8 protein-coding genes are annotated in these 12,046 nt (G+C 66.5%); 3 read left to right on the top strand and 5 right to left on the bottom strand.

What is annotated here, in order from left to right; genetic code table 11:
• The first annotated feature begins 17 nt into the window (after positions 1 to 17).
• The 3 genes from ASD15_RS21310 to ASD15_RS21300 all read left to right on the top strand — a co-directional run bounded on the left by ASD15_RS21310 (position 18) and on the right by ASD15_RS21300 (position 3,327).
• On the top strand, positions 18 to 2,138 hold the full coding sequence (locus ASD15_RS21310; protein WP_057157025.1) for a peptidase domain-containing ABC transporter: 2,121 nt from the start codon (positions 18 to 20) through the stop codon (positions 2,136 to 2,138).
• 410 nt (positions 2,139 to 2,548) lie between these two features.
• Positions 2,549 to 2,917 (top strand): hypothetical protein, encoded by a 369-nt coding sequence (locus ASD15_RS21305; RefSeq protein WP_057157024.1) that lies wholly within the window; start codon positions 2,549 to 2,551, stop codon positions 2,915 to 2,917.
• A 35-nt stretch (positions 2,918 to 2,952) separates the two neighbouring features.
• The gene (locus ASD15_RS21300) at positions 2,953 to 3,327 is read left to right on the top strand and encodes a cupin domain-containing protein (RefSeq protein WP_157201107.1); all 375 of its coding nucleotides are present in this window, start codon (positions 2,953 to 2,955) and stop codon (positions 3,325 to 3,327) included.
• Between the two features lie 3 nt (positions 3,328 to 3,330).
• Here the strand turns inward: ASD15_RS21300 and ASD15_RS21295 are convergent, their stop codons facing one another.
• The 5 genes from ASD15_RS21295 to ASD15_RS21275 form a co-directional block, all read right to left on the bottom strand.
• Positions 3,331 to 4,998 carry a peptide chain release factor 3 gene (locus ASD15_RS21295; RefSeq protein WP_057157323.1) on the bottom strand — a complete coding sequence of 556 codons (1,668 nt, stop codon included), beginning with the start codon at positions 4,996 to 4,998 and terminating at the stop codon, positions 3,331 to 3,333.
• Positions 4,999 to 5,085: 87 nt separating this feature from the next.
• Positions 5,086 to 9,756: a PilC/PilY family type IV pilus protein gene (locus ASD15_RS21290; protein ID WP_057157023.1), complete on the bottom strand. Its 4,671-nt coding sequence runs from the start codon at positions 9,754 to 9,756 to the stop codon at positions 5,086 to 5,088.
• A gap of 38 nt (positions 9,757 to 9,794) precedes the next feature.
• Positions 9,795 to 10,376: a hypothetical protein gene (locus tag ASD15_RS21285; protein WP_229418288.1), complete on the bottom strand. Its 582-nt coding sequence runs from the start codon at positions 10,374 to 10,376 to the stop codon at positions 9,795 to 9,797.
• Positions 10,373 to 11,533: a PilW family protein gene (locus ASD15_RS21280; RefSeq protein WP_057157022.1), complete on the bottom strand. Its 1,161-nt coding sequence runs from the start codon at positions 11,531 to 11,533 to the stop codon at positions 10,373 to 10,375. Before ASD15_RS21280 ends, ASD15_RS21285 begins: the two co-directional genes overlap by 4 nt.
• Positions 11,533 to 12,045 carry a prepilin-type N-terminal cleavage/methylation domain-containing protein gene (locus ASD15_RS21275; RefSeq protein WP_157201059.1) on the bottom strand — a complete coding sequence of 171 codons (513 nt, stop codon included), beginning with the start codon at positions 12,043 to 12,045 and terminating at the stop codon, positions 11,533 to 11,535. The genes ASD15_RS21280 and ASD15_RS21275 overlap by 1 nt, the downstream gene beginning before the upstream one ends.
• Position 12,046 lies beyond the last annotated feature (1 nt).

Below are 12,046 nucleotides of genomic sequence, written 5' to 3'. Positions count from 1 at the left end.
ACAAGAAGGCAAGCCGAATGATCAATCTGGGATGGCGCCGCAAGGCGCCGGTCTTCCTGCAGACGGAAGCCACCGAATGCGGCCTGGCCAGCCTGGCCATGGTGGCCGACTACCACGGCTACCGCACCGGCCTGGCCGCGCTGCGGCTGCGCTTTCCGATTTCGCGCAAAGGCGCCACGCTGGAGAGCCTGATGCGCATCGCCCGTGCACTCAAGTTTGAGAGCCGGCCGCTGCGCCTGGAGCCGGCCAACCTGCCGGAACTGGCCCTGCCCTGCATCCTGCACTGGGACATGGACCATTTCGTGGTGCTGGTGTCGGTCTCGGCGCGCCAGGTGGTGATCCACGACCCGGCCGTGGGCCGGCGCAGCATGACCCTGGCCGAATTCGGCAAGCATTTCACCGGCGTGGCGCTGGAATTGCGCCCGGCCTCCGACTTCCGTCCGGCGCGCCAGGAATTGCAGTTCACCCTGCGCGGCCTGATGGGCCATATCACCGGGCTGCGGCGTGGCATGAGCCAGATCCTGCTGCTGGCGCTGGGACTGGAGTGCGTCGCTATCGGCTTGCCATTTTTCCTGCAATGGGTGGTCGACCAGGCGCTGCTGTCGGCCGACCGCGACCTGCTGGCCACGCTGGCGCTCGGCTTCGGCCTGCTGGTGCTGATCCAGGCCGCCATCACCGCCGTGCGCGGCTGGTTCGTGGTGGCGCTAAGCACCAGCATGAATTTCCAGTGGTTCGGCAATGTGTTCTCGCATATGATGCGGCTGCCGCTGGAGTATTATGAAAAACGCCACGTCGGCCGCATCATTGCCAGCTTCGGCTCGATTGCCGCGATCCAGAAAACGCTCACCACCGGCTTCGTGCAGGCGCTGGTGGACGGCGTGATGGTGGCCGGCACGCTGGTAATGATGATGCTGTACAGCCGCACCCTGGCCGCCGTGGCGGTAGGCGCCGTGGCGCTGTACGCGCTGCTGCGCTGGAGCCTGCTGCACGCGCTGCGCGACGCCACCGCCGAGCAGATCATCCACGCGGCGCGCCAGACCACGCACTTCTTCGAAACCGTCAACGGCATCCAGAGCGTGCGCCTGTTCGGCAAGGGCGAGCAGCGCCGCGCCGGCTGGCTCAACATCCTGGCCGAGCAGTTCAACGCCGAGCTGCGCATGCAGCGCCTGCACATCAGCCACGACACCGCGCGCACCCTGCTGTTCGGCGCCGAGCGCATCCTGGTGGTGTGGCTGGCCGCGCGGGCCGTGCTCGACCATCAGTTCACGGTCGGCATGCTGTTCGCCTTCATTGCCTACCAGGACCAGTTCTCGCAGCGCCTGGGTGCGCTGATCGACAAGCTGGTGGAGTTCCGCATGCTGCGCCTGCACGGCGAGCGCGTGGCCGATATCGTGCTGACGGAAAGCGAAGCCGAAGGCCCGCACGACGCCGACGAGCCGGACCTGCCGGCCGGTGCGCCCAGCCTGGAGTTGCGCGGCGTCGGCTTCCGCTATTCGCCCACCGAGCCGCTGGTATTCGACCAGGTCGACCTGAAGATCCAGCCCGGCGAATGCGTCGCCATTACCGGCGCCTCAGGCTGCGGTAAAACCACGCTGATCAAGATCCTGCTGGGCTTATTAACGCCGGAACACGGCGAGGTATTGGTAAACGGCGTACCGATCAGAAGGCTGGGATTAACCAGTTACCGCCAATTAATAGGCACGGTGATGCAGGAGGACCGCATGTTTTCCGGATCGGTGGCGGAGAATATCAGTTTCTTCGATCCCGAACCGGATTGGCAGCGTATCCGCGCATGCGCGCAGCAGGCGGCGGTACACCAGGAAATAGAAAATATGCCGATGGCTTACAACACCATTACGGGCGATAACGGCGTGGGAATCAGCGGCGGACAGAAACAGCGCATATTACTGGCGCGCGCCTTATACCGCCGTCCGAGCATCCTGGTGCTGGACGAAGCGACCAGCGAACTCGACATCGCAAACGAAAAGAGCGTCAATGCCACCATCCAGGCGCTGGGACTGACCCGCATCATCGTCGCCCACCGCCCCGAGACCATCGCCATGGCGGAGCGCGTCATCGTGGTCAGGAACGGGCGGCTGGAAGCCGAACCATGCCATATTCTGGCTGCTTCGTGCTGATTCCAGGCATGCCAGGAAGCCTGCCGCAGGAGCTGGCGATGCGCGGCGGACGGCGCCCAATTACAGCCAGGGCCCGGTCCGCCAGCGCCAGCGTGCCCGGTTCCGCACCAGATCGTGGCTGTCGGTATTGCCGAAAGAAATTAATCGGCCATTGCCGATTTTGAATTGCGCCTGCTGCACGCGCCGCAACATGTTTCAACGCCGTAAATAGAGATTCGCCGTGTTCGCCGGCGGCGGGAACTTGGCGCTTCACAGGGGAAATATTACTGCCTTGACCGCAACGGAGATGATTGGAATACCAGTCGCCGATGGCTCACAGCATGGGCATGCTTGCGCTGTGCAACAAACAACACGTTCCCACGGTTTTGCAAAAAGAGTAAGATAAGGACTCACTGTTCAGGAGGACGGCCATGAAGCAATCACTCAAGGCGGCTTTGATTTCGGGCCTGCTGTTTCCGGGGCTGGGGCAGATACTGGTACTGAAGCGCTTCGCGCGTGGCTGCATTTTCCTGCTGCCCACGCTGGCTGGCGCGCTGTACATCCTGCGCGTGGTGATGGCGCAGGTGAACGTGCTGGCCGGGCAACTGGCCAACGGCACCATACCTTTCGATATCGCCATGATCGCCCAGCAGATCGCCGCGTCGCGCACGGAAGGGCCGGCCATGACAGCCGCCACGCTGGCATGCGTACTGTGCTGGTCGGCCAGCATACTGGACGCGATATTCTTTGGCAACGATCACCACTACCACCATCCCCACCCACAGCAAGGACAATCATGATGCATGCCCGACTGGCGGCGCGCAGCTTGGCCGCCATGGCCGCCATGGCCGCAACCATGCTGGCGGTGCCCGGCGCGCAGGCGCAGGGTGGCGGCATCCAGCGCACCGTGGTGCAAAGAGGCGACGTGTCGGTGCCGGGCCGCGAAGCGGTGGTGGCCACCGTGGAAGTGGCGCCCGGCGTGCTGGCGGGCCGCCATACGCATCCGGGCGACGAAGTCAGCTATGTGATGGAAGGTGAAGGAGAATTGCTGATCGACGGTCAGCCGCCGCGCAAGCTGAAGCCGGGCGACGCCTTCATCCTGCCGGCCGGCACCATCCACGACGCCCGCAACACCGGCAGCGTGCCGATGAAGCTGGTGGGGGTGTTTACGGTGGAAAAGGGGAAGCCGCTGGCCTCCCCTGCGAAATAACCGTCAGGTCAGCTTGGCCGCGTGCTCGCGCGTGGCGTGGAACTGCAGCTTGGGCCAGCGTTCCTGCGTCAGGCGCAGGTTGACGCTGGAAGTTGCCAGGTAAGCCATATTGCCGGCCGCATCGTAGGCCACGTTGTGGCCCAGCGCCGCCTCGAAGTCCACCAGGGCCTTCTTGTCGTCCGACGAGACCCAGCGCGCGCTGCTGATGCTGGTGCCTTCGAACACGGCGTCCACGCCGTATTCGTTCATCAAGCGGCTGGCCACCACCTCGAACTGCAGCACGCCGACCGCGCCCAGCACCAGTTCGCCGCCCTGCACCGGCTTGAAGACCTGTACCGCGCCCTCCTCGCCCAGCTGCTGCAAACCCTTGTGCAGCTGCTTGATCTTCAGCGGGTTGCGGATGCGCACCTGGCGGAAGAAGTCCGGCGCGAAATACGGGATGCCGGTAAAGGTCAGCAGTTCGCCTTCCGAGAAGGAGTCGCCGATCTGCATATTGCCGTGGTTGGGCAGGCCGATGATGTCGCCCGCGTACGCCTCTTCCACCTGCTCGCGCGAGGAGGCCATAAAGGTCACCACCGACGACACTTTCACCTCGCGCCCCAGGCGCAGGTGCTTGACCTTCATGCCGCGCTCGAAACGGCCCGAGCAGACGCGCAGGAAGGCAATGCGGTCGCGGTGCGCCGGGTCCATATTGGCCTGGATCTTGAACACGAAGCCGGTGAACGGCTGCTCGGTCGGCTCGACCACGCGCACGGTGGCGTCGCGCCCGCGCGGCGCCGGGGCCCAGTCGACCAGCGCCGACAGGATCTCGCGCACGCCGAAGTTGTTGATGGCGGAACCGAAGAACACCGGGGTCTGCACGCCGGCCAGGAACGCTTCCAGGTCGAACGGGTGCGAGGCGCCCTTGACCAGCTCGACCTCCATGCGTAGCTGATCCATTTCCAGCGGGAACATTTCCTGCAGGCGCGGATGGTCGATGCCCTTGATGATTTCCACCGCCTGGTCGGCGCTCTCGGAACCGGCGCGGAACAGCAGGATCTCGTCGTTCAGCAGGTGGTACACGCCTCGGAAGTTCTTGCCCATGCCGATCGGCCAGGTCACCGGCGCGCACTGGATCTTCAGCACCGATTCCAGCTCGTCGAGCAGTTCCAGCGGATCGCGGCACTCGCGGTCCAGCTTGTTCATGAAGGTGACGATGGGCGTATTGCGCATGCGGCACACGTCCAGCAGCTTGATGGTCTGCGCTTCCACGCCCTTGGCGGCGTCGATCACCATCAGCGCCGAGTCCACCGCCGTCAGCACGCGGTAGGTGTCTTCCGAGAAGTCCTGGTGGCCGGGGGTATCGAGCAGGTTGATGATGTGGTCGCGGAAATCGAACTGCATCACCGACGACGCCACGGAAATGCCGCGCTGCTTCTCGATCTCCATCCAGTCCGAAGTGGCGTGGCGGCCGCTTTTGCGCGCCTTGACCGTGCCGGCCATCTGGATCGCGCCCGAGAACAGCAGCAGTTTTTCGGTCAGCGTGGTTTTACCCGCATCCGGGTGGGAAATGATGCCGAAGGTGCGGCGGCGCTGGGTTTCGCGCGCGATCAGCGCAGGCGTCTTGCCGCTGCCGGCTGCCGGGGCGTCGTCTGGAATGTCAGGAATGCTGTTGTCGATGTCGTTGGCCATGTTCGCGACCATAACAATGGCCCCGCGTAAAACCCGTTATTTTACACGGGGCCGCCCGCCGGGGCCATCCTTGCTTCGCCGATTTGCTTAGTCGATCTTGATCCTGCGCCATCCGGCGCGGTGCGCGGCGGTCGATTCCAGCTCCACCAGCGGCCGGGTCAGCGTTTCGCCCTTGGCGGTGGTGGTGATCATCTTCAGCTCGCCCTTCGGCAGGCGTACGATGATGAAGCCGACCGCCGCCGAGGTGTTCGACAGCGTGCTGCCGGCGATGGTGCCAATCGCCGCATTGCCGTTGCACACGTCCACCGCGTAGGCATTGCTGGTGCCGCCCACCGAGCACGACGAGGACGAGGTCGGCAGGTTGGTCACCACGTTGGCCACCCCGCTCACCACTTTCGGATCCAGGTTCATGCGCTCGCCGTTGTTCAGCGCCCAGTCGAAGTACCAGCCGTCCTGGGTGACCAGGTTGACCGGGTTGCTGGTGATGGTGTAGGTGTTGATGTTGCTGCTCGATCCCTGCAGCGCCAGGGTCTGCTTGACCATGCTGTCCCCGCGCGCCGGGATGCACGGCGAACTGGTGCAGGTGTCGGCGTCCTTCACCAGGTACAGGCTTTGCAGGTCGATATTGACGGTATCGGGCACGTCGAGCAGGCGCCCGGTGCCGAACAGCACCACCCGCTGGGCGAAATCGGTGACCGCGCCGGTGGTCTCGTCGGTGCGGCTGGCCTTGCACAGGGTTACTTCCGGACGGGTGGTGATGGGCTGCAGCGCCCCCGAGTCCGACATCAGGCGCTTGGTCAGCGCGTTGACGTCGAAGCGCCACAGCTGGCCCTGGTTGTCGCCGCCGTACACATAGGTCACGGCCGGATCGGTGGCCGGATTGTTGGTGATGGCGGTGATCTTGGCCAGCCCCGACGGCGTGCTGGTGTTGCCCGAGCCGGTGTCGATCTTCTGCAGGATGACGCCGGTGGCCACGTCGATGATGAACAGGATGCCCCTGCCGCTGCCGCCGGCCACGCCGTCGGTGCCCGGCACGTTGTTGTAGCCGGAGCTGACGAACACCACCCACTGCCCGCGCCAGGTGCCGAACTGCGGGTTGCCGAAGCTCAGGCCCAGGTCGGGGTCGGCGTTGGCGCAGACGGTGCTGTCGGCGCAGGCTTCCCACAGCGCGCGCGGCGCGGTCGGATCGGTCACGTCCAGCGCGTAATAGCCGCGCCCGCCGCCGTTCAGGCCGGCCACCAGCACGGTCTTCCACGCGCCGCCAATTTCCACGTCCGCCACTTCCGGCGAGCCGTCGGTGGTGAACTGGTGATTGGTGCCGTAGGTGGTGCTGGCCAGCGCGTGCAGTTTCTTCATGGTGATGCGCGGCACATAGGCCCACAGTTCATGCCCGTCCGAGGCGCGGAAGGCGTGCAGCATGCCGTCGTTGGCGGCGGTAAACACGGTCGGCACGCGCTCGGCGGTCCACTTGGCGCGGTAAGCGGCATAGCTGGCCGAGGTGTAGCCCTTGCGCGGTTCGCGCAGGTAGGCCGGCTTGGACGAGGCGATGTCGCCCAGCACGATGGGCACCGGGCCCGCCTGGCCGGCCGGCGTGTGGCCGGTCAGGCTGTAGGCGCGGAAGATCTCGTCGTTGGCATAGGTTTGCTCGCCGCGCAGCCAGTTGACCAGGTTGGCGCCGCTGTTGACGATGGCGCGGTCGGCCGTGGACAGCAGGGTGCACTGTGCCAGCGCCAGGCATTTGTTGCTGAACCAGCCCTGCATCAGCGCCGAGCCGCCCATGTTGGCATAGCGGAACTCGGTCAGCGTGGTGGTGCCGGCCGGGTCCAGCATGTAGATGGTGCGTCCGCCCGAGGTGGCTGGCGTGCCGCCGGTGCCGGCGATGGCTTGCGGGCCCACGGTGTCCGAGCTGATCCACACCGGAGTGGTGCCGACGATGCCGGTGGCCGGGTCGATCTTCTTGTCCGACAGTTCGCCGTACCATTTCACGGTGGTGAAGGTATCCGAGAAGATGTCGTTGTCCTGCAGCGAAATGTTCGGCGTGGACGTGGCCGCGGCAGCCGCCGCGCCCACCGACACCTGCATATTGGCCAGCGCCGAGGCCAGGCCCTGCACCACTTCCTTCGGTTCGTTGGCGCTGAAGTACTTGCCGTGGCCGGCAATGGCCGCGTGCCACAGGTCGTCCACCCGCTCCTGCACGGTGCTGGCGGTGCTGCTGGTCTGCGGATCCGGCCATACATAGGCGCCGTTGTTGTTCCACGGGCAGCCGGAGGCGGCGCCCGTGATCAGGTTGTAGAAATCGCCGCCCGGCCGGGGCGCGGTGTCGTAGTTCGGCTCATAGGTCATCACGCCATCCATGCCCAGGCCCAGCGTGTAGGTGTTCATATGCAGGTGGGTGTTTTCGCCGCCGGCGGCCGGCACCTGGCCGGGCTTGGTCATGTCCGGTTCCAGCGACGGCCGCAGCGACACGGTGCCGGTGCTCGAGCCGCCGTTATACCAGTGCAGCGCGACGTCCGAGATCGACGGCTGGGCCTGTTCGCGGCGGTCGACGCAGCCGCGCGCCTGGGTGCAAAAGCGCGACGGGCTTTCCACATTGTCGTTGTTGACCACATTGGCGGTGGTGCTGCCGTTCCAGTAGCCGTCCGTGGTCAAGATCAGGAAATTGGGCTGGCAGGGGAACTGCACCACTTCCTGGCCGGCCGCGTATTCGTAAGGGCTGAGGTTGGCGTACATGCGGCCCACGTTGTCCATCGCCGCGCGGATCGGGGTCGAGCCGCTGGTGGTGGTGCCGTACAGGGTGCTGTACCAGGTGGTGCGCGCGCTGCCGGAAAAATCGGCCGGCTTCATGTCGATGGCGCCGCCGGCGGCGGACTGCGACAGGCGCACGAAACCGGCGCGGTAATTGCTGTTGAGGGCGGCGAACGCGATGCCGACCGAGGTCTTCATCATCTGCAGCCGGCTCTTGTAGTAGCTGTACCAGTTGGCGAAGTTGGTCATTTCCTCGTCGTAGGTGCAGGTGGCGCCGGCGCAGTCCACCCGGTCCGCCGACTTGGGATAGGTATTGCCGCTGGTAATGTTGACGCGCACAAAGGTGCTGGGCGGTTCGGTGCCCGACGAAATGGCGGCGGTGGTGGTCGGGATGGCATCGGTGACGGCGCTGGCGGCCGGCACGTAGCCGCCGCCGGCGGTGGTGCTGAAGCTGACGCCGCCGCCGCTGACGGTGCCCACCGAGGGTGTGTTGGAGTTGCCGGTGGCGGCCGTGTCGACCAGGCAGAAGCGCGTATTGCCGCTCAGCGCCGCGCAGGCGGGCGTGACGCTGTTGCCGGCCGCGTAGGCGCGGATGGTGCCGCTGGTGCCGATGTCGGCAATGATGCTGGCGGTGATCTGGGCGGCGCTGCGGTTGCGGCCCAGCGACAGGTCGCTCACCAGCGTGGTGCCGCCCCAGCTCAGGCTGGACAGCCGGGGGGTGCCGGAGTTGGCGGTGGTGCCCGACACGGTGACCGAGGCGGTGGGCGAGACGCGCGTCACGGCCGCCGTCACCGTCACGCTGGGCGCGTTGACGGTAATGCCCCAGCCGGCGCGGCTGTTGTCGGCGATCGGGATGCAGCTGGCCTGCGACTTGGTGCCGCTGCACACCACGGCGATCACCGCCACCACGTTCTCGGCCGACAGCGTGATGCCATAGCTCGAGCAGGCCGGCACGGTGGTCTGGCCGATCGGCGTCCTGACGCAGGCAAAGTACTGGTTGGTCAGGCCGGTCCGGGCGATGATGCTGGCCGCCAGTGCGCTGGCCATGGTTTGCTGCTTGAGCGCCGTATTGGTGCCGTTGGGCGCCGTCACCGCACCGCTGGTGATGGTGCGCGCGGTGCTCGGGTCCGGTATCGTGACGCTGCTGATGGTCATCGAGGCGCTGCTGGACGAGGCGCCGATGGCGATCGTGCCGAAAGCGGCCACGCCGCCGCTGGCGGTCGAATAGCGCGGGTAGATGAAGTTGCCGACGCGCTTGGCCTGGCAGTTGATCAGCGTGGTCTCCCGGCACCAGCGCACCTTCACCGGCACCGGATAGCCGGACGGCGCGGTGGCGCCGGCCGCCGTGGAGCGGCAGTTGGTCATGCTCTCGTCGGTGCAGAACTCCGCCACGCCGATGTTGTAGTAGTACGGGCTGGTCGACACGGCCGACGCGCTGCGGTAGGTGTTGTTCGGGTAGGTGTAGGTGGCGCTGTTGACGCGGCAGTCGCCGGTGTTGTCCGGGTCGCACCACTGCAGGTCGGGAAACTCGGTCAGCAGGTTGATCTCGGTGTCGCTGGCGGCGTACAGGTTGCGGTTGTAGACGCCGAAGCCGTCGCTGACGACCCGGGTCCAGCCGGTGGTGTTGGCCGAGGTCTGTTCATTGTAATAGGTGCCGTCGGCCTTGATCGGCGGCTGGTAGCGGATCTTGGGGTTGTAGTACTGGCGGTTGAAGTCGGCCGCCATGAAAGGCGGGTGGCCGACGTTGCAGGCCGTGGTGCCGCTCGACAGCTTGGCGGTGGAGCGGCACAGGTTGTCGTTCACATAGTCCGGCGTGTAGTGCTGCTCCATCGAGCCGGAATTGTCGAACAACAGCATCAGGTTGGGCTTGACGGTGCCGGTGCCGGCAATGTTCAGCAGCGGCACCTGCGCGATCTGCGTGGTGCCGGCCCAGGCGGCCGGAGCCAGGATGGCCAGCGCGCATGCCAGCCCGATGGCGTGGCGCGCGGCCCGCCTGGAAATTTGCTTGTTCATATGCGGTCCTATCGCTGCAATCTACTCTTAAAGAGGCCTCACGGGCCCATCATCACCACGGACTGCGTCACCACGTTGCCGCCGCGCGCGCCATAGATGCGCGCCGTGACCACATAGTGCAGCTCGGGCATGTCGGCATACTCGGAACGGTCGGTCGACAGGCTGTCGCCCAGGCCGGTGGAACTGGCCACGGCCTGCTTGGCCGCCGTCAGCGTGCAGTTGTTGGCCGGCGCCGAGGCGTTGTAGGCGCCCGGCAGCATGCACATGCGGTGGATGATGTACTGCACCGTGTTGTTGGCGCCGTCGCGCACCGTGGTGGAGCCGGTCCAGAAGTCCGGATGGTTCACGCCCCGGTTGGGCGCCATGCTGGCCACGTAGCCGGCCGCAGGAATATCGGCCACCAGGGCGGCCTTGGGCTGGGTGGCCAGGAACTGGAACGCCGTGTGCAGGCCCAGGTCGGCGGCCTTGGCCAGCGCGGAGTCGTACGCCAGGTTGCTGGTGGTCATGGTGGTCGAATTGGTCGAGCGCAGCAGGTATATGCTGCTGAGCATCATCACGGCCAGCATGATCAGCATGACCGGCAGCGCGATGCCGCGTTGCGGTCGGTTCAAGGTGCTCACGTTGGCCTCCAGCCCGCGTTGCGGATAGGGATGATGGTTTCAAACACGCGGTAGCGGTAGCACTTCCAGTCCACGCTGTCGCCGGCCTGCGCCACTTCCACCGTCACCGGCACGGCCGCCACGCTGGCCGGGCTGGCGGCGGCGAACACCACCGGCTTGGCGGTGGTGGCGCTGCACTGGCCGCTGGTGGCGGACGGTTTTTCCGGCATCTTGCTGCGCGCCACCACCGCCACGCGCACCGCCGCGACGCGCTGGAAATCGCCGGCGCTGCCGGTCACGGCGTCGCCGTCGGCATTGATCATGGTGTTCGACCACTGCGCCACCTGCAGCCCGGCGGCCGGATTGAAGGCGCCGGTGGCAAAACCGTACTGCGCCTTGAGGGCCACGATGCCCTCCACCACCGTCGAGCGTGCCGCAATGGCGCCGGCCAGGTTGGCGGCGCGCAGCATCAGCACGCTGTTCTGCACCGACCAGGTATGCAGCGCCAGGTTGCGCGCCGGCCCCAGGTTGTAGACCCGCGCCACGTTGGCGCCGAACGCCGCGCCGAGACCGTTGCGGTTGTAGCGCGCCTCGTTCACCGCGCTGAAGGTCAGCGTGGTGGCGAGCGGATCGGCCGTCAGCTGCGCCAGCGCGCAGTCGCCGCCGCGCGGCTCGGGCACCACGATGACGGCGTCGCCGCTGGCGAAACCGAACGGCGCGGCGGTCGAGATGCTGAGGGTGTCGGCGCCGGCGTAGGCCGCGCTGACCCGCACCGAGCCGACGCCGGACGGCGAGCTGCCGCTATTCAGGCTGAGTTCGTCCGAGCCGTTGGCGTTGTTGCGGATTACCACCGCCGCCAGCGGCGTGATGGCCACCCCGCCCCGGTCCGCCGCCAGCAAGGCGTAGCCGGCGGTGTCGCTGAACACGGTGTTGCAGCCGGCAATCAGGTCGTCGTTCATGCCCCAGCCGGCCTGGGCGGCGTCCTCGCTGATGGAAAACAGGGCCAGCATGCCGTTCTGCATCTGGTCCGAACCGCCCAGCGACACCGCCTTGTTCTGCTCGGAATTGACGATCAGGCGGGTGGCGAACATGATGGCCAGCATGCCGACCGTGACGGCCACCATCAGTTCCACGATGGAAAAGCCGCGCGCGGCGTGGGAGGGCGTGTGCGGGCGCATCAGGTGGCCCTCGCAATGTAGGAGGTCAGCACGTGGCGGTTTTCGGCCGCGCCGGTCTTGCGTGTCCAGCGGATGCTGATCACGACCATGGTGGTGGTGGTGTTCTGCTGCGCCAGCTGGACCGATACGATGGCGCCCGGGATCTGCGCCTTGGTGTCGGCCAGCCAGGGCGCCACGGCGGCGCCGGGGGTGGCGTTCTCGGCCAGCGCGTAGTTGGCCAGGTTGGGCAGGTCGTTGCTCATGATGCCGAACAGCCGCTCGCCGGCGATGGTGGCCTCGGCGCGCATGCTCGCGTCCGACAGCGCCGAATAGGAACGCGCCTGCAAGCCCACCGTGCCGAGCAGGCCGATGGCCAGGATCACGATGGCGATCAGCGCTTCCAGCATGGCCACGCCGCGCTGGCGCTGCGGCCGGGACAGGCGCCGGGCCGGGCTGGTGGACCGGATGGCGGGCCGGGTGGCGGGCCGGCACAGGCGGCCGGAGGCAGGGCCAGGGGGGCGGTGCAGTCTCATG

It is taken from the genome of Massilia sp. Root351 (assembly GCF_001425045.1).
GTDB lineage: Bacteria > Pseudomonadota > Gammaproteobacteria > Burkholderiales > Burkholderiaceae_D > Rugamonas.
The sequence above is the reverse complement of the archived record's forward strand: the minus strand, read 5'-3'. Positions and strand labels throughout refer to the sequence as shown.

Bases quoted from the DNA above. Each gene is read 5' to 3' on its own strand.
- ASD15_RS21310 (WP_057157025.1), top strand. From the start codon at position 18: ATGATCAATCTGGGATGGCGCCGCAAGGCGCCGGTCTTCCTGCAGACG.
- ASD15_RS21305 (WP_057157024.1), top strand. From the start codon at position 2,549: ATGAAGCAATCACTCAAGGCGGCTTTGATTTCGGGCCTGCTGTTTCCG.
- ASD15_RS21300 (WP_157201107.1), top strand. From the start codon at position 2,953: ATGGCCGCCATGGCCGCAACCATGCTGGCGGTGCCCGGCGCGCAGGCG.
- ASD15_RS21295 (WP_057157323.1), bottom strand. From the start codon at position 4,998: ATGGCCAACGACATCGACAACAGCATTCCTGACATTCCAGACGACGCC.
- ASD15_RS21290 (WP_057157023.1), bottom strand. From the start codon at position 9,756: ATGAACAAGCAAATTTCCAGGCGGGCCGCGCGCCACGCCATCGGGCTG.
- ASD15_RS21280 (WP_057157022.1), bottom strand. From the start codon at position 11,533: ATGCGCCCGCACACGCCCTCCCACGCCGCGCGCGGCTTTTCCATCGTG.
- ASD15_RS21275 (WP_157201059.1), bottom strand. From the start codon at position 12,045: ATGAGACTGCACCGCCCCCCTGGCCCTGCCTCCGGCCGCCTGTGCCGG.